This window comes from Bacillus andreraoultii (assembly GCF_001244735.1).
GTDB classification, from domain to species: Bacteria; Bacillota; Bacilli; order Bacillales; family Caldibacillaceae; genus Caldifermentibacillus; species Caldifermentibacillus andreraoultii.
Map to the genome: position 1 here is coordinate 2,368,975 of NZ_LN868937.1, position 18,938 is coordinate 2,387,912.

An 18,938-nucleotide genomic window follows, 5' to 3' on the forward strand; every position below is an offset into this window, starting at 1 on the left:
GAAAGTAGCATATATTTAGTTTAACAACTTTATGACATTTGAAAAAAGGAAAGAATATAGTCTGATCGTTGAAAAAGGACTATCCCAACGGCTAAAAATACCTTTTATCCTACTTTTAAAAACTTAAGCAGTCTACGGCATTATTTATCGTCAGGAGAGTCCTCTACTTATTTACCACCAAATAATTGTCATATAGACTAGTACAGTAATGAACGCTACAAATATAGCGGAATACATAAAAAACATAGGAAATTGATGACCCTTTTCACTAGCATGCATAAAATAGTACAATTGAAAACCAACTTGAACAACGGCTAATAGCAATATAAAAGGTATGATAAATTTCGCTGAAAAACTACCAGATCCCACAGCAATAAAAGAGATAATCGTCAAAAATATCATTAGGGCAAATGTAATTACTTGCGCTTGCATCCCTTTTGCATTTTTTCTTCTACGATATTCGTGACGCACTCGTAATTCTGGATTTTTCACTTGTTCACTTCCCATGCTCATCCCACCTTACCTATTAAGTACACAACTGTAAAGATGAATACCCATACGACATCGATGAAATGCCAGTATAAACTAGCTACATAATATTTCGGAGCGTTATATAAGTTCAAACCTCTTTTTGCATTTCGTAATATTAAAGCAATAATCCAACCTAAGCCAAACGTAACGTGAGCACCATGTGTTCCAACTAGTGTATAATATGCTGAGCTAAAAGCACTGCTTCCAAATGTGAATCCATATTCTTTAACATAATGGTTAAATTCATAAATCTCTAAAGCTAAAAAGGATGCTCCTAATAAAACTGTTATAACTAACCATGCTTGCATCTTCTTAAAATTATAATTTCGCATATGGTAAATGGCATAAACACTAGTTAAAGAACTCGTTAATAATATCATTGTCATTGCAAAGACTAAAGGTAGGCTAAATAAGTCTTTTGTCAATGGATGACTGCTATCTGGAACAGAATCTTTTAACGCTAAATACGTTGCAAATAACGAAGCGAAGAGAACTGTTTCGCCTGCAAGAAAAAGCCAAAAACCTAAAAACTTATTCTTTCCTTCTAATGTTTGTGTTTCGGGGTGATTAGGCCAGTTTAAAGCAGTATATCTTTCATCTACTTTCATCCAACTTTCCCCCCTTCATCATCATCCATTAATTCCTCTTTATGGATATGATAGCCAAAATCGTCGCGTAATGATCGAATGAGCATTGAACCAAACATTATAGTTAGACCAAGAATTAAAACTGGAACTCCCCAACTTTTCCCGTCTCCCACAGAATTCAGCGGGTTATACATGGCACCAAACGCAGCGATAAATAACCCTAGACTAATAAAGAACGGAATAATTGAATTATTCGGCATATGAATATCACCGAGTGGCTCTGCTGGAGTTAACTCTTTCTTCCCATCCATTTTTTCAATCCACCAAGTATCCAACCCTCGTACAAGTGGTATTTGTTTAAAGTTATAATATGGTGGTGGTGATGGAATTGCCCACTCAATTGTTCTGCCATCCTCCCATGGATCATTAGCAAGTTTTTGTTTGCTTAATGAAGTCTTAACAATATTCACTAGCAATATAATAACCCCGATTGCCATTAAAAAAGCACCAATTGTACTGATTAGATTCCCTAAATCTAACCCTTGACCAGGTAGGAACGTTGCAACCCTTCTTGGCATACCCATTAATCCTAAGAAATGTTGAATGAAGAATGTGCAATGGAAGCCAATAAAGAAAAATATGAATGTAAAATATCCTAATTTTTCGCTTAACATTTTCCCAAACATCTTTGGCCAGTAAAAATGAGTTGCAGCAAAAATCGCGAATACAACACCACCAACGATAACGTAGTGGAAATGAGCAACAATAAAGTACGTATCGTGTAATTGGTAATCAAGTGGTGCTACACCTTGCATGATTCCTGTTACTCCACCCATAACAAAGCTCGGGATAAATCCAAGTGCCCACAACATTGGAACGGTTATTTTCATACTCCCGCCCCACATTGTTAAGAGCCAGTTAAATATTTTAATTCCAGTTGGAACTGCTATAGCCATTGTTGCAATTGCAAAGATCGCATTAGCAACATTTCCTAATCCGGTTGTAAACATATGGTGAGCCCAAACCATAAAACCTAAGAAACCAATTAAGATTGTTGCAAAAACCATTGATGAATAACCAAACAACCGTTTACGCGAGAATGTCGCAAAAATTTCCGAGAATATACCAAAGGCCGGTAAGATCAAAATATACACTTCTGGGTGGCCAAATATCCAAAAGAAATGTTCCCAAATAATCGTATTTCCACCCATCGCCACATCAAAAAACGCACTTCCAAATAAGCGATCAAACATTAAGAAAAAGACACTTATTGTTAATGGTGGAAAGGCTAGCAAAATTAACGATGATGCAATAAAAGTCGTCCATGTAAATAATGGCATTCTCATATAAGACATTCCTGGTGCCCGCATATTAATGATTGTTGCTAAAAAGTTAATTCCACTCATTAATGTACCAAAACCAGAAATTTGAATACCAAGCGTATAAAAATCAATTCCGTGACCATCTGAGCGTAACGACAATGAAGCATAAGATGTCCACCCCGCATCCGGAGCTCCACCTAAAAACCAAGAAAGATTCAAAAATAACCCACCAAAGAAAAATAGCCAAAAACCAAGTGCATTTAAAAACGGAAAGGCTACGTCACGAGCACCGATTTGCAAGGGCATAACTGCATTCATAAATGCAAATAAAAGTGGCATGGCAGCAAGAAAAATCATGGTAGTTCCGTGCATCGTCATAATTTCATTGAATAATTGTTCATTAACAAAATTATTTTGCGGCTTCATTAATTGAATCCGAATAAACATTGCCTCCAATCCACCTAATAGGAAGAAGAAACCACCTGCACCTAGATAGAGATGAGCTATCCTTTTATGGTCAACAGTCGTTAAATACTCCCAAATAGAGGCACCTAACCCCTTTTTAACTGCGACACTACTCACAATTCTACCTCCCTCTCAAACTCGAATTATTGTACTTTTAAACTCTGTAAGTATTCAGTTAAAGCATCTAATTCCTCGTCAGTAAAGTTAGCTTCTTTATACATTAAATTTCCTGGTTTAAATTTTTCTGGATTCTGGATCCAAGCCTTAATATTTTCATCCGTATTTTCTAAAATACCAGCCACACGTGTACGATTTCCGAAGTCCGCGAGATTTGGAGCTGTTCTTGCTGTTTCTGGCCTTGTATCGTTTGGTGAAATTGCATGACATGATAAACAATTATTCTCTTCAAATAGTTGTTGCCCTGTTTTTGCAAGATCTGTCGTCGGTTTTGCTTCCTCAGCCTTTTGCATTGCTGAAATCCATTTATCAAACTCATCTCGTGGTACCGCTTTTACTTTAAAGTCCATATATGCATGTGATGGACCACATAACTCAGCACATTTTCCATAAAAAATATTTCCTGCTTCATTTGCTTTATCTTCATCGAATACCAAATAAAACTTATTTACGTTATCTGTATTTGTGTCTAATTTACCGCCAGCTGCTGGAACCCAGAAGGAGTGTTTAACATCAGATGCTTTAAGATGGAAGTATACTTTTTCGTCTGTAGGTACAACTAAGTCTTGAGAAGTAATAATGCCTAAATCAGGATATTCAAATTCCCACCAATATAAATTTGCTCGTACATTGACAACGAGTGCCTCTCTATTACCTTCTTTATCTACTTTTTCCATTGCTTCTACATTACCAAGTTTAAAAGTTTCAATAAGAGTAGGAACAGAAAGCCCAAGGATTAGAAGGATTGGAATCACAGTCCAAATGATTTCTAATTTATGACTACCTTCCACTTGTTCTGGAATTTTATCTTCTGCCCCTTTTTTTCTTCTGAAGCGAATAAGAACAGTCGTATAAATAATGACGACAACAATGATGACGAAAACCATTATCGAAGTGCTAATTAGCAATAGATTAAATTGAGTTTTAGCAACTTCTCCAGCAGGTTGTAAAGTTGATAAATATGGCTTTCCACATCCTGCTAAAAAGAGCGTCAAAAATAATAATAATGTACTTAGACGCTTAAGTTTCATAACCCCATCAATCCCCTCTTTCATTTAAAATTTTCGACTCAATATTCCAGAAATCCACTTACATCAACTGTTGTTATCCTATGTCTTTGATTTCTAAAAATTGCAAACAAGCAATCTAAACAGAGGCTAACATAAATCTTTTTAGAGGAATTCTTTTAAATTTATGAGCCGATTGATAAAAGTTTAAAAAATAATTCTAGAAGATAAAATAAAATCGCTTACATCATTATCACTGTGCTTATAGTGATAATGATGGTTATGTAAAGTGTGAGAGTAACCCCCCACACCTTTTTCATAAATAAATTAAATTAAAGTCGCTATCACCATAGAGACGAACAATATTGTTAAGTAATTTAACGAGAAGACAAACATTTTTGTAGCCCATTTTAAATCATCTTGTTTCCTATAGCCTTTAATCCCCAGCCCAATCCATATAATATTTAAAACTGTTGCCAATATGACAAAAGGTATTCCTAGAGATATTAGATAAATTGGTAATGGTAATAAACAGAAAATCCAAATCATAATTTGTCTCTTCGTCACATCAAAACCGTAAACAACTGGCAACATTGGTACATCCACTTCACGATACTCTTCCGTTCTTCTCATAGCAAGTGCTAAAAAATGTGGTGGTTGCCATAGAAACATAATCGTAAACAATACCCAACTAACGATATGAAGATTTCCATCGATAGCGGCCCAACCAATAAGAGGAGGAACAGCTCCAGAAAAACTTCCTATTACAGTGTTTAAAGTATATTTACGTTTCGACCAAAGTGAGTATAAAATTACATAGGCAAAAGATCCAAAAGCACCAATGATACCTGCTGTGAATGTCGTTTGAAAGAGAAATAACTCACCCAATGTTACAAATAATAATCCAATGGTTAATGCGAACATTGGTGAAAAACTCCCCGATACGGTAGGTCGACTTTTCGTTCGTTCCATTTTGCCGTCGATATCTCGGTCAATATAATTATTAAGTGCACATGATCCTGCTATGACAAACCAGACTCCAAGAATGGTTAATATTACTTTATCTAAATTATCAAAAAATCTCAAGTCGTTATAAAATAATGCTAACCAAATACCCGTAAAAGCAGTGATTAAGTTTGAATTAATAATTCCGATTTTAATTAAGGCGAGAAAATCTTTCATCATCCCTGCCTTTGTCTTATCATCAGTATAATCATCTGCTTGTATATCTGTATCCACTGTTTTTGTTTCACTCATTATTCATATTATCCTCCTTTCTGCTAAGGAATAACCTCCCTTGACAATACTATAAATGATTTAAAGATAGATTTCTATTATTTAACTTTTAAAGTTTACGTTTCCCTATTATTGGATTTCTAAATACACTATATTTTATATTTAATCATAACTTATAAAAATTTGTGAATATATTTTTAAAAATATGTGTCATTTTTGTGTCTCTTTCGTAAATAATCTAAATTTTTCCTTTTTATTATTACAATTTTTATGATAAAATCATGTATAATAGTTTTACTTTTATAATTATTCTCATAAAACCAAATTGCTAAATGGAATTTCTCTCGTTCCTGTAATTATTCATTCGTTGTCCTATTACTATAACTATATGGCAGAAACAAAGAATATTGCTAATCATCTTTGAATAATTATAAAATGGCATCTTTCAATAATTACATGAATCGTATTTGTTCGTCAGTTTTGATTTAAATATAGAAAATTTAAATATTCAACTGTCCTATAAAAAGTACTGATAAGTAGGTGAATTCTTTGCAACGTCGAATGAAACGTCTTGCTATTGCTTCAACACTTGGTATGTTACTATTACTCATTGGAGGTGCACTAGTAACAAAAACAGATTCTGGAGATGGTTGTGGAAGTTCTTGGCCTTTATGCCACGGTCAATTCATCCCTACTAATCTCAATATAGAATTAGTAATTGAACTGTCCCATCGAATGATGACTGGTATCGTTTCGTTATTAGTCATCACTTTCATTTATTTAAGTTGGAAACATATGCAAAATATTCCTGAAAGAAAATTTTTATCATTATTAGCAATCGCTTTCATCATTATCCAGAGTTTAATCGGTGCATTGACTGTCTTATTTGGACAATCTGACTTCTTTTTAGCGCTACATTTTGGTATTTCACTTATTTCTTTTGCTAGTGTATTGCTATTAAGTTTATTAATACTTGAAGTAGATAAGAAATTTACTGTGAATACGTTATACATTGATGTTCATATGAGAAAAAATATCATTGGAGTCACTCTATATAGCCTTGTTGTCATTTACACAGGTGCATTAGTAAGGCATATGGAAGCAAGTATGATTTGTCCAAGCTGGCCATTATGTAATAATCGTCTACTTTCACTACCTCAGAACCTTTACGAATGGACTCAGATGGGACATCGCCTCTTTGCCGGACTACTTTTTCTATGGATATTATACATAACAAGTTTGGCAATAAAAAACTATCGTACACAGCCAGTTATGTACTATGGTTGGATTATTGCATCCATTTTCGTTTCGCTACAAGTTGTAACTGGGGCATTAACAATTTTTACCGGATTAAACTTATTTATAACACTTTTACACGCACTGTTTATTTCGTGCCTATTCGGATTACTAAGCTACATGATTTTCGTTATTTATCGTACACGACATAATGAAGAATCCCATAACTCAGTTAATAATATAAAAACAATAATTGATAGTAGAGTGAATCTTTAACTTTTATCGTATTTCAATCATTCTATAACTCATCATTTACTTTATTAAAAGAACTGAATTTCCTCCTTGTAAGAGGCGAATGAATCCGATTTAAAATAACAAGATAATTAAAAAACCCGAACGATTGCGAAACTCTGAAATGAGAATCTCACATGAAATGTTCGGGTTTTCCTTTAGCTGAAATACTTTTGTACCAGTCTTATTCGATTATTTGGTTAAAGAAATTAATAAGTCACCTTGTTTAATCGCATCATGATCATTCACGTAAATATCCTCTATTGTACCTGAGAATGGTGCTTGAACGGTCGTTTCCATTTTCATTGCTTCCGTTATTAGAAGGTGATCTCCTTTATTTACTTTTTGACCTTTTTTCACAAGAACTTTTACGATTGTACCAGGCATTGTTGCACCAATATGATTATCATTTTTCGGATCTGCTTTCCTCCGCTCGACAATTTCGCCCTTCACACTTTCATCTCTAATAACAATTTCACGTGAACCGCCATTTAATTCAAAATAAACGATACGTGTCCCGTCCCTTTGAACTTGACCTATCGAAATAAGTTTCACAAAAAGTGTTTTTCCTTGTTCAATCTCAATTTCAAGTTCTTCACCAATTTTCATACCGTATAGGAATGTTGGTGTGTCAATTGCAGAAACATCTCCATATTTCCGATGACTTTTTACGTAATCTAAGAAAACTTTCGGATATAATGCGTATCCTAATGCATCATAATCAGATGGTTTTGTTTTCATTTCAATAAAAAGTTCTTCCTTAATTTGGTTAAAATCAACTGGTTCTAGAAGCTCACCAGCACGTACTGTTAACGGTTGACGATCTTTTAAAATAATCTCTTGTAATTCTTTAGGAAAACCACCATATGGAATACCAATATAACCTTGGAAAAACTCTATTACTGAATCTGGAAAATCAATTGTTTTCCCTTTTGTAAAAATGTCTTCCTCCGATAAATTGTTTTGAACCATAAACAAAGCCATATCCCCCACGACTTTGGAAGAAGGTGTCACTTTTACAATATCACCAAACAAGAAGTTAACACGTCGATACATTTGCTTTACTTCTTCCCATCGGTCAATTAAACCGACAGCTTTTGCTTGCTGTTGTAAGTTACTATATTGTCCACCTGGCATTTCGTGCTCATACACTTCTGGGTGTGGTGCTGACATCCCACTTTCAAAATGATGGTAGTATTTTCTTACATCCTCCCAATATTTAGATAACGAGTTTAAGCCATTTAATGAAATACTCGGTTTTCTCTTACTATCTTCTAATGCATATACGAGTGAATTGGCACTAGGCTGACTTGTGAAACCTGCCATTGAACTAATAGCTGTATCAACAATATCCACTCCGGCCTCAATTGCCTTGGCGTATGTGAAGATTCCGTTACCACTCGTATCATGAGTATGAAGATGAATTGGGATATGAACGTGATTTTTTAATTCAGAAATTAATTCGTAAGCAGCATCAGGCTTTAATAATCCTGCCATATCTTTAATCGCCAATATATGTGCACCTTGTTGTTCTAATTCTTTCGCTAAATCTAAATAGTATTTTAGGTTATATTTCGAACGATTCGGATCATGAATGTCACCTGTATAACAAATTGATGCTTCTGCAATTTTCCCGACATCACGGACAGTGCGGATGGCTACTTCCATCCCTTTCACCCAGTTTAGACTATCAAATATTCTAAACACATCAATACCTGCTTGAGCAGATGCCTTAATAAAATCCTCAATTACATTATCTGGATAATTTTTATATCCTACAGCATTAGATCCTCTAAATAACATTTGAAATAAGATGTTCGGTATTTTTTTTCTTAATGCAATTAATCTCTCCCAAGGATCCTCTTTTAAAAATCGATAACTTACATCGAAAGTAGCTCCGCCCCACATTTCTAAAGAAAAAAGGTCAGGTAATAATTGTTGAGTTGGTTCAGCAATTTGTAACATATCATACGTTCTTAACCTTGTCGCTAGTAAAGATTGGTGAGCATCTCGGAACGTTGTATCGGTAAGTAAAACTTGATCTTGTTTCTTCACCCAGTCAACAAGACCCTCTGCGCCATATTGATCAAGAATTTGTTTTGTTCCTTGAACGACTTTTATATCTTTTACTTCAGGAATACGTGGTTTTGTAAAAATTGGTTTTTCTCCTTTTCCAATTCCCGGAAAACCATTTACAGTAACATCACCTATGTATGTTAATAATTTCGTACCACGATCTTTCGGCATTGGAAATTTAAATAGCTCCGGAGTTGTATCGATAAAGGATGTATCATACTCCCCATTAATAAATTTCGGATGTTTCATTACGTTAATTAAAAAGGAAATATTTGTTTTAATTCCACGAACACGGAATTCTCGTAAATTCCGCTCCATTTTAGCAGCAGCCTTTTCAAAGGTTAGCCCCCATGTAGAGACTTTTACAAGGAGAGAATCATAATATGGCGAAATAACAGCCCCTTGAAAGGCATTTCCCGCATCAAGCCGAACGCCGAAACCTCCACTTGAACGGTAAACATTAATTTTACCTGTATCAGGCATAAAGTGATTTAACGGATCTTCTGTAGTAATACGGCATTGAATTGCAAATCCGTTTGTCCAAATTTTTTCTTGTTGTGGAATTCCAACAATATCCCCGTGTAGTTCGTGTCCTTCAGCAATTAAAATTTGTGACTGAACAATATCTACTCCAGTTATTAATTCTGTAATAGTATGTTCTACTTGAATTCGTGGGTTTACTTCAATAAAGTAAAATTCGTTATCTGCTACTAAAAACTCTACCGTACCAGCATTAATATAATTTGCTTCCCTCATCAATTGAACAGCAGCATTACAAATCTTTTCCCGCAACTCGTTTTTTAATGAAACAGAAGGGGCAATTTCAACAACCTTTTGATGACGTCGTTGAACAGAACAATCCCGTTCATAAAGATGAACAATATTCCCCCTACGATCAGCTAAAATCTGCACTTCAATATGTTTTGGATTTGCAATAAATTTTTCTACGTATACTTCATCACTACCAAAGGAAGTTTTTGCTTCTGATTTTGCTCTATGATAGTTCTCTGACAATTCCTCATCTGTATGGACGATGCGCATTCCTTTACCACCGCCGCCCATTGCTGCTTTTATTATAATTGGGAAACCGTGCTTTTTAGCGAATTCCCTTATATCTTCCTCATTACGAACTTCATTACCAGGTACCACTGGTATTTTTGCTTTTTCTGCTGCTATACGTGCTTTTACCTTATCACCAAATATATCAAGATGTTCACTTTTAGGACCTACAAAGATAATTCCTTCTTCCTTACATCTTCTAGCAAACTCAATGTTTTCCGAAAGAAACCCATAACCAGGATGAATCGCATCAACGTCATTCTGTTTTGCAATCATGATTATATCTTCTATATCCAGATAGGCTTCAATTGGTTTTTTTCCTTCACCAACTAAGTATGCCTCATCCGCTTTATAACGGTGATAGGAACCAACGTCTTCCTTTGAATAAATGGCAACCGTACGAATATTTAGCTCAGTACAAGCCCGAAAAATCCGAATGGCAATTTCTCCTCGGTTTGCAACTAAGAGTTTTTTAATTCTCATCTAATTCACCTCATTATTTCGCTTTCAATATTATCTTTTAGTAAAATTCCGAAAACTTTTTGATAAAAATTAAATACTAAACTAGCAGAATCCTATCCTACTAGTTTAGATTTTATATTTATTCATATATAATATCACAAAATGTTCATAAAAAATAGAAACTAAACAAATAATTGTTTCGATTTTTTATTTTCCTCTCTTTTCGCCTTCCCTGAATTATGTTCAAGATTTGCATAACTCGAAATATTCATTAAGAGACCGAGAGAGATTGAAAGAATTAACAAAGAAGAACCTCCATAACTTATAAATGGTAGTGTCACACCTGTTATCGGAATCATCCCTGATACCCCACCTAAATTGATAAACATTTGGATACCAATCATGCCTGAAATACCGAATGCTAATAAACTACCAAAAGGATCCTTTGATTTCATCCCAATATATATACCTTTTAGTATTATATAACCTAGTCCAAATAGGACAAATAAGACACCAAAGACTCCTAATTCCTCTGCAATAACTGCCATAATAAAGTCTGTATGAGCCTCTGGTAAATAACCTAACTTCTGCATACTTTTTCCTAAGCCTACACCTTTCCACCCACCTGTACCAAGGGCTACATAGGAATTAACTAACTGGAGACCTTCATCAACCTCATATTTAAAAGGATCTTTATAACTATATAAACGCCCCATACGTGTTTCAGTGAAAATAGAATCTTGTTTCCAAATAATAAATGGTGAAAAAACACCTACGATAAGGACTCCTAATAGCAATAGTCGTGTTATATTTTTCCAATTCATTCCTGAACAAAACACGATAACTATTCCAGTAACGAATATGATCCCTGCTGTTCCTAAATCAGGTTGTTGGGCGACAAGGAAACAAATAAAAACTAAAAATACAATTGGAGGAATGACCCCTTTATTGAAATTGTTAATATATGGCTGCTTTTTTGCATAAACGGCAGCCATGTAAATAATCATTCCTAATTTTACAAATTCAGCCGGTTGAATATTTCGAAAGCCAATACCCAGCCAACTTTGAGCATTATTTACGTTCTTCCCCATAAAAAAGAGAATAAATAAAATAGCAATGGAACCTAATACAATGATTTTTAAAAACCCTTTTGCTTGCAATTTTCGATAGGGAAAAAGGGTAGCAAAAACTAATGCTATAAAAGCAATAATTAAATTTAATAATTGTCTTTCAAAAAAGAAATTACTACTTTTATTGTATATTTGTATAGCTATCACCATACTAGCACTATACACCATAATTAAACCAAAAACACTTAACAATAAGTAAACAACAAGGAGGGAATAGTCAAATGATTTCAACCGTTTCTTTAACATATGTTCTCTTCCAATCTTTCTTTAGAGTAAATGAAATAATAAATCCATTTATATGTAACAACATTCCGATTTCATTACGATCTTGGAATCGTCTTAATTTTAATTCATAAAGATTGTTTTCATTGTTCTCTGCTTTAGGCGGATGATTCTAGTGGCACGGTCTTACCTAGCAATAAATATTTCTTCTAAATCCAACTTTCATCATAAAAACAGCCTTAATAAAAAAACCCAAACAATTGTCCCTTCAACTGTTTGAGCCTTATTTAACTATTACTTTTTCAATGAAGCTTCATGCAAGGCTGAAAGTTTCCGTTCAACTGAATCTAGTAAATCTTTTCCATCTTGTTCATCGACGAGCCCAAGTTTAACTGCAAAATCTATTTGACGTGAAAGACCAAACATTTGCGTATCTAATACTTCTTCGTATAATGGGCATTGGGGCATCGTTAAGTGATCCATTTGAACTTGGATAAGTTTGATTATCTTATCCGCATATGATTGTAACAAAAGATAGGCTTGATCTCGATGATCTATTTTCATTTCAGACGCCACCCTTACTCCCCCTTACAAGAAAACCATTCTTGATAAAATTCTACCGTCAAAATTGGAAAATTGCAAGGAAAATAGGATATTCACTACTTTATTTATAACCAAATATGGTCATTTTCTATGAAACATACTATGTGACAATATTAGTAAGGATATGTATACTTTAATAAGAGAAAGATTATTTTGTAAGATACGAATAAATTAAAGAAAACTCAGGATTTTAAGCTCACGCGAGAGATTAGAGTTCGCTCGGGTGAGAAAGAGAGTTTTTCGACTTTGATGTAGCTGCTTGCGCCTTCTTGTGCGCTAATGCGTATAGGAAAGTAGAAAATTTTCACTTTCCTATTAACCAAAAAATAATCTACTCAGCAAATCTCTTAGTTTTTAAATGAAAGATTGATAACTTACAAAAAAGGGGAGAACAAATTGGGACAAATTTTAGAAATAAAAGGTAAAGTGAAATATAAAATCACATTGGATCCAAGTGTATGGATATTTGATGATCGACGAATCGATTTGGATACATTTTTTGAAGGAAATGAAGACCAAAAACAAGAAATTGCATATGAAGAGAAAATGTCTCATTATTGGCATCGTGAGATAAGAGAAGGATCTGTTTCACCACCAACATTAAAAACTGAAAAAAGATATGAAAAAGAAAAGTTATTAACTGGAACATTTGGTATTATTTTTGAACCTTTCCTAAATAATGCAGAACCATTACCCGATGCGACATCATTAATCATTGAAACGAAAAGTAATGAAGTAGTCATACCAATTGACGAAGCGAAAGATTTAATCTTCCAATTTTCACAAAAAGGTAAACCACTTACTGAGAATGGTCCAATTTACGTTTTATATAAAGATGGTTCAAACAGACATGACCCAATTACAGATGTTGTGGCTCTAATCATCAACTAATAGAGTATCCCTCTATCATTGTTTCATTCATGTATAAAAAACCACCTTTTTACAAAAAATACATGCAAGACAAACATGGATAGAGGTGACAACATGAAGAAACACTTATTGTTATTATGTTTAGCTTGCATCATTTCTTTGACTGGTTGTCGTAGCAATATCGAATCAATGGACAACGCGAAAAACGAAAAAGACAACCAATTGATGAATGTTAAAAACACGACAATTCATGAGGTTAATCGAGAAGATAGTGAAGCGGTATCAAAACATTTAGCAAATTTAGCGGCGAGTGTCCCGAATGTTAATGATGCAACAGCAGTAGCTCTTGGAAGATTCGCCATTGTAGGGATTGATGTAGACAAAGACTTAGATCGTTCAAAAGTCGGAACAATAAAATATACAGTCGCAGAAAGTTTAAAAAAGGATCCCTATGGCGCAAATGCAATTGTTGTTGCCGACCCTGACTTTTCTGCACGTATTAAAGAAATTAAAGAAGATATTCAAAACGGTAAACCCGTTCATGGAATCTTAAATGAGCTTTCTGATATTGTCGGTCGAATTATTCCCGAAGTACCAGGTGACCTAAAAGATCCAATCATTGAACAACGAACGGAAGAACCGAAACGTCAAGGTAATCATATTGACCAAGAAAAGATTGATAAAGAACAAAAAAAGCAATCCAATTATCACAAAAAATAACGAACAATAGCATATTAGTTTAAAAAGAGGGATTTCCCCTCTTTTTTAATTACTATTTGTCGACTGCTTAACATTCACCATTCATCTTCTTTATCATTAGATCGGTACAAACGAAATCTTCCTGTAGCAATTCTTGCCTCTGTTCGTTCTTTAATACGATCATGACATTGTTGACACATAAACGTGTGGATCGGACGATTTCTTAATTTTTTTGCTAGTGGTGTATCGTTGTCAATTTCTTCAAGTTTATCACAAATCACACATTGAACTTTCATTGTATCCTCCAGTAAAAGCTAAGTATCTCCATTTATTATATCATGGAATTGAATGAACTTATCTATAAATCGACCGTTTTACGTTGATCGGTATGTCTTCGAATGCGGTAAATTAATAACACAAGACAAATAACAATCAAACCTTCTGCAACAGGTAAAAACACCCCTAAAAAGCTTAATATCGTGCATCCAAGCAATAAAAAGATATAAACAATAAGAGACTTTAACATAGGGAGTTTATGAGCAAAACCTAATTTGTATGCGATAATACTCAGTAGTACAATCGTACCATAAAGTAACCACATTCCCAACTCTGGATTCGTATCAACTTTATAAATAGCCGCAAAGACTGAAAGACGATTTTCTAACAACCCTATACCCCCAATAAATGCAAATTTTAAAAAATACAATATATAACTTATATTACATAAGTAAGAACTATTTGTAAAAGTAAATCAATAGGGAAGTAATAAAAATTGGGTGAAAGATAAACCTTTCGTTCACCGAAAAACTTTTTTCGGTTGCAAAAAATGCTGTCGCAGTCTTTCTTTTACTCTTTTGCGAATAGGAAAGTATAAAAAAAGAGTCTATCTCTATTCTAATGATAATTAGTTAAGAGACCGACTCTTTATAAAGGTTATTCTGCTTTTTTCTTACGTGCTGCTTTTTCACGAAGCGATTTATCCAAAATTTTCTTACGCATCCGCACTGATTCCGGCGTTACTTCAACATATTCATCCTCATCAATATATTGTAATGCTTCTTCCAATGAATAGGAACGAGGTTTTTTAATCACTGACGTTTGATCCTTCGTAGCAGAACGGACGTTTGTTTGGTGCTTTGTTTTACAAATATTAACGGTAATATCATTCTCACGATTATGTTCACCAACAATCATGCCGGCATACACTTCTGTACCAGGCTCTACAAAAATCACACCACGATCTTCCACTTGCATAATCCCGTACATAGAAGCACTACCCGTTTCCATTGAAACAAGTACACCACGCATTCTGCCACCAACATTACCCGAAAGCTTTGGCATATATTTTTCAAATGAATGATTATATATACCATACCCTTTTGTTAACGTTAGTAACTCAGTATTGTATCCGATTAAACCACGAGAAGGAACTAAGTAAATTAAACGTACTTGTCCTTTACCATTATTTACCATATCAATCATTTCGCCTTTTCTTCTACCTAATGATTCAAGTACAGAACCAACAGAATCTTCTGGAACATCGATTACTACCCGTTCGAAAGGCTCATAAATTTTTCCGTTCATTTCTTTTAAAATTACTTCAGGTTTTGACACTTGTAATTCATAACCTTCACGACGCATTGTTTCAATTAAAATGGATAAGTGTAATTCTCCACGTCCTGATACAATCCAAGCATCTGTAGAATCAGTTGGATCGACACGAAGACTAACATCCGTGTGCAATTCAGTTTTTAAACGCTCTTCAACTTTTCTGGCAGTTACCCATTTCCCTTCTCGACCGGCAAATGGACTATTGTTAACGAGAAATGTCATTTTTAATGTTGGTTCATCAATTCTTAACGGTGGTAGTGGGTCTTGTGCATCGATAGGACAAATGGTTTCACCTACATTTATGTCTTCCATACCTGATATAGCAACAAGATCACCAGCATACGCTTCGTTAATTTCAACTCGTTTTAATCCTAAGAAACCGAACATTTTTGTTACACGGAATTGTTTAACTGTACCATCTAATTTCATTAATGCAACTTGTTCACCAACACGCATTGTTCCACGAAAGACCCGGCCAATACCGATACGACCAACATACTCATTATAATCGAGTAATGCAACTTGCATTTGCAATGATTCATCTCGATTATCAACTGGTGCCGGAATATGTTCTAAAATTGTATCAAATAGGACCTTCATATTTTCATCTTGATTAGCTGGATCTGGATCAAGGCTTGCAGTCCCATTAATTCCTGATGCAAAAATAACTGGAAATTCTAACTGCTCATCATCGGCGTCTAATTCTATAAACAAATCTAATACTTCATCAACGACTTCTTCTGGCCTTGCAAAATCACGGTCGATTTTATTTACAACAACAACTGGTGTTAAATGCTGTTCTAATGCTTTTTTTAATACAAATCGTGTTTGCGGCATACAACCTTCATATGCATCAACTACTAATAACACACCATCAACTAATTTCATAATCCGTTCTACTTCACCACTAAAGTCAGCATGTCCTGGTGTATCCAAGATGTTAATTTTTACATCTTTATATTGAACGGCTGTATTTTTAGCAAGAATTGTAATTCCTCTTTCCCGCTCTAGATCATTTGAATCCATCGCACGTTCTTGAACATGTTCATTCGCGCGGAAAATACCAGATTGTTTTAATAATTGATCGACCAAAGTTGTTTTCCCATGATCGACGTGGGCAATGATCGCTATATTTCGAATATCTTCCCTTAATTTCATACTTTCTCCTGCTTTCTTAATGAAAAATCAACCTAACTATTATAACACAATAAATCATTATTGTAGAAATAAATATAATGATGCTGTAAAATATTTTTGTGTAGGCGTTTTCTTTAGCTTTTACACATATTCAAAAAATATAATGGTAATATTAACAATGGGAAATTTTATATTAAAGGAAGTGAATCGAGTGAAAAATATCCAGTGGCTCTTTTTAATTTATGCTGTTTTAGCTGTTGTCTCAATGATTGGAATCGGATTCTCCATCGCCTTTCAAAGCATCCCATTCATTTTTCTCTTTACTCTTCTCGTTATTTTAATTATGGGAATCGGTTTTCAAACGAAGAAGAAAATGCGAGAAGCAGGAAAATTATAAATGTATAATAAAAAGGTACGCACGAGTCATTGCATACCTTTTTATTATTATAAAGTTTATTTCTTTTCTTCATATTCTTGTAAATAGTTTTTTAAAATCGCTTCATGGAGTCCTGGCTTTGCAACAAATAATGAACTTTTCTCAAGCAATGATAAAGGTTCTCCATTTAATTTCGTTGCTTTACCTCCTAATTCTTCAATGATAATCCAACCTGCTGCAAAATCCCAAGGAGCTAAATACATAGCAATATACGCATCTAACCACCCATTTGCAACATAACCCATCTCTAATGCCGCCGAACCATATGAACGTGTTCCTCGTACATCCCGAATAAGTGGTCTTAATATTTTTGGGTTAATGCGATGATTTTCTGTCAGCCAAATTGGATTCATCCCTACAATTGCCCGCTCTACCGGAACTTCTTCCAAATACTTTATCTGTTTATTATTGAAATATGCACCATGACCTTTAAATGCTGAATAGAGTTCATCATGGATCACATCATATATGTAACCGAGACGTCCGATACCATTTTCAAATATACCAATAGATATCGTAAAATTTCGTTGCATGTGAACAAAATTCATCGTTCCGTCGATTGGATCAATAACCCAAACAATCCCATTTACATCAGAAAGTTTATCTCCACCCCCTTCTTCCCCTAAAATTCGATGGTCATTATAAGTTGTACGGATTTTCTCTATAAAAAACTGTTCAGTCTCCCTATCGACATTCGTAACAAGATCATTCTTATTCGATTTTGTAGTAATTTCTAGCGTACTTTTCAATGACGTCCGAATGCGTTCACCCGCTTCCATTATCCAAAGTTTTGTTTGTTCATTTACTTTTACCCAATCCAACATGATTAAGCCCCCAACATATAGTTATTTAGCATACTCACAACACATACTCCGATTAAAAGAAAAAACAGTTTGACATAAGTTTATACATATCATAAAGAAAGTAGTACTCGTTGTAAAGTTCGCAACTTGCATATACCTATGATAAAATATAATAAAGAAAACTCGGTGCTCGGACCTTTAGGCAACCAAAGATCTGTAATTTTAGCTTATTCGCACAAGGAAAGTAGAAATTAGAAAATTTATTTTTTCTATTAGCTAAAAGACAAGTTTAGAAATAGTAAGGAAGGATATATATGGAATTTTCAGGGTTTACAAAAGAAGATTTTTCTGTTTTTTCACTACCTGGTTTAGATGAAAGAATGACAGCAATTAGAGAGCTAATACAACCAAAATTTCGTGAATTAGGAAGCTTTTTAACCGCTGAGTTATCTACTTTAGTTGGTAATGAAATGTTTTTACATATTGCAAAACATGCTCGTCGAAAAGTAAATCCTCCAAATGATACATGGCTAGCAATTGGTCCGAATAGACGAGGTTACAAGCAATTCCCACATTTTCAACTTGGCTTATTCGACGATCACGTTTTTATTTGGTTAGCTTATATTTATGAATTACCGAACAAAGCACATATTGCAACGAACTTACTGTCGAACTTAAATCAAATTGAAAGTAATATTGGGGATGACTTTTATGTTTCGACCAATCATATGAAAAAAGGCGTACACCCTATAAAAGAAGTTAATTTAGAAGAAATTTTAATTAGATTTAAACAAGTAAAAAAAGCGGAATTTCTAATTGGAAGAAATATTGATAAAGACGATCCAATATTAAAGGACGGGGAAGCTTTTGTAAAATTAGTAATTGACACATTCAAGACGGTTGTGCCAATTTATCAAATGTCTTTCTCTAATTAACGTTCGCACGCTAGATTCATTTTAAATGTTTGCACATATTTTT

Annotated in this window: 17 protein-coding genes; 5 read left to right on the forward strand and 12 right to left on the reverse strand. The window is 34.2% G+C overall.

Annotated elements, in window-relative coordinates:
* Positions 1-171 precede the first annotated feature (171 nt).
* The 5 genes from ctaF to cyoE form a co-directional block, all read right to left on the reverse strand.
* The gene (ctaF, locus tag BN2144_RS16550; protein WP_033829337.1) at positions 172-507 is read right to left on the reverse strand and encodes a cytochrome c oxidase subunit IVB; all 336 of its coding nucleotides are present in this window, start codon (positions 505-507) and stop codon (positions 172-174) included.
* 2 nt (positions 508-509) lie between these two features.
* Entirely contained in the window at positions 510-1,139 is a 630-nt protein-coding gene (locus BN2144_RS16555; RefSeq protein WP_033829338.1) for a cytochrome (ubi)quinol oxidase subunit III, read from the reverse strand.
* Entirely contained in the window at positions 1,136-3,022 is a 1,887-nt protein-coding gene (locus BN2144_RS16560; RefSeq protein WP_033829339.1) for a cbb3-type cytochrome c oxidase subunit I, read from the reverse strand. The genes BN2144_RS16555 and BN2144_RS16560 overlap by 4 nt, the downstream gene beginning before the upstream one ends.
* 26 nt (positions 3,023-3,048) lie before the next feature.
* Positions 3,049-4,113: a cytochrome c oxidase subunit II gene (gene coxB, locus BN2144_RS16565; RefSeq protein WP_230199761.1), complete on the reverse strand. Its 1,065-nt coding sequence runs from the start codon at positions 4,111-4,113 to the stop codon at positions 3,049-3,051.
* Between the two features lie 303 nt (positions 4,114-4,416).
* On the reverse strand, positions 4,417-5,274 hold the full coding sequence (cyoE, locus tag BN2144_RS16570; protein ID WP_230199796.1) for a heme o synthase: 858 nt from the start codon (positions 5,272-5,274) through the stop codon (positions 4,417-4,419).
* Positions 5,275-5,886: 612 nt separating this feature from the next.
* Between cyoE and BN2144_RS16575 the strand changes: the two genes are divergently transcribed.
* Positions 5,887-6,837 carry a COX15/CtaA family protein gene (locus BN2144_RS16575; RefSeq protein WP_280526441.1) on the forward strand — a complete coding sequence of 317 codons (951 nt, stop codon included), beginning with the start codon at positions 5,887-5,889 and terminating at the stop codon, positions 6,835-6,837.
* 207 nt (positions 6,838-7,044) lie between these two features.
* Here the strand turns inward: BN2144_RS16575 and pyc are convergent, their stop codons facing one another.
* The 3 genes from pyc to BN2144_RS16590 all read right to left on the reverse strand — a co-directional run bounded on the left by pyc (position 7,045) and on the right by BN2144_RS16590 (position 12,377).
* The gene (pyc, locus tag BN2144_RS16580) at positions 7,045-10,470 is read right to left on the reverse strand and encodes a pyruvate carboxylase (RefSeq protein ID WP_033829343.1); all 3,426 of its coding nucleotides are present in this window, start codon (positions 10,468-10,470) and stop codon (positions 7,045-7,047) included.
* 161 nt (positions 10,471-10,631) lie between these two features.
* On the reverse strand, positions 10,632-11,825 hold the full coding sequence (locus BN2144_RS16585; protein WP_033829344.1) for an FtsW/RodA/SpoVE family cell cycle protein: 1,194 nt from the start codon (positions 11,823-11,825) through the stop codon (positions 10,632-10,634).
* A gap of 270 nt (positions 11,826-12,095) precedes the next feature.
* Positions 12,096-12,377 carry an Fpa/YlaN family protein gene (locus BN2144_RS16590; RefSeq protein ID WP_033829345.1) on the reverse strand — a complete coding sequence of 94 codons (282 nt, stop codon included), beginning with the start codon at positions 12,375-12,377 and terminating at the stop codon, positions 12,096-12,098.
* Between the two features lie 423 nt (positions 12,378-12,800).
* Between BN2144_RS16590 and BN2144_RS16595 the strand changes: the two genes are divergently transcribed.
* A complete protein-coding gene (locus tag BN2144_RS16595; protein ID WP_033829346.1) occupies positions 12,801-13,295 on the forward strand; it encodes a hypothetical protein in 495 nt (164 codons plus the stop codon).
* 93 nt (positions 13,296-13,388) lie between these two features.
* Positions 13,389-13,994 carry a YhcN/YlaJ family sporulation lipoprotein gene (locus BN2144_RS16600; protein WP_033829347.1) on the forward strand — a complete coding sequence of 202 codons (606 nt, stop codon included), beginning with the start codon at positions 13,389-13,391 and terminating at the stop codon, positions 13,992-13,994.
* 74 nt (positions 13,995-14,068) lie between these two features.
* On the opposite strand, the gene BN2144_RS16605 is transcribed toward BN2144_RS16600, so the two are convergent.
* The 3 genes from BN2144_RS16605 to typA all read right to left on the reverse strand — a co-directional run bounded on the left by BN2144_RS16605 (position 14,069) and on the right by typA (position 16,742).
* On the reverse strand, positions 14,069-14,269 hold the full coding sequence (locus tag BN2144_RS16605) for a YlaI family protein (RefSeq protein WP_033829348.1): 201 nt from the start codon (positions 14,267-14,269) through the stop codon (positions 14,069-14,071).
* A gap of 62 nt (positions 14,270-14,331) precedes the next feature.
* Positions 14,332-14,646 (reverse strand): YlaH-like family protein, encoded by a 315-nt coding sequence (locus BN2144_RS16610; RefSeq protein WP_033829424.1) that lies wholly within the window; start codon positions 14,644-14,646, stop codon positions 14,332-14,334.
* 260 nt (positions 14,647-14,906) lie between these two features.
* Positions 14,907-16,742, reverse strand: a complete 1,836-nt coding sequence (gene typA, locus BN2144_RS16615) for a translational GTPase TypA (protein WP_033829349.1) — start codon at positions 16,740-16,742, stop codon at positions 14,907-14,909.
* 142 nt (positions 16,743-16,884) lie between these two features.
* Here typA and BN2144_RS16620 point away from each other — a divergent pair, with 142 nt between their 5' ends.
* Positions 16,885-17,118, forward strand: a complete 234-nt coding sequence (locus tag BN2144_RS16620) for a YlaF family protein (RefSeq protein ID WP_230199762.1) — start codon at positions 16,885-16,887, stop codon at positions 17,116-17,118.
* 56 nt (positions 17,119-17,174) lie between these two features.
* Here BN2144_RS16620 and BN2144_RS16625 read toward each other — a convergent pair whose 3' ends face one another.
* Positions 17,175-17,981 carry an inositol monophosphatase family protein gene (locus BN2144_RS16625; protein WP_033829350.1) on the reverse strand — a complete coding sequence of 269 codons (807 nt, stop codon included), beginning with the start codon at positions 17,979-17,981 and terminating at the stop codon, positions 17,175-17,177.
* 293 nt (positions 17,982-18,274) lie between these two features.
* On the opposite strand from BN2144_RS16625, the gene BN2144_RS16630 reads away from it, so the two are divergent.
* On the forward strand, positions 18,275-18,895 hold the full coding sequence (locus tag BN2144_RS16630) for a DUF1054 domain-containing protein (protein ID WP_033829351.1): 621 nt from the start codon (positions 18,275-18,277) through the stop codon (positions 18,893-18,895).
* Positions 18,896-18,938 lie beyond the last annotated feature (43 nt).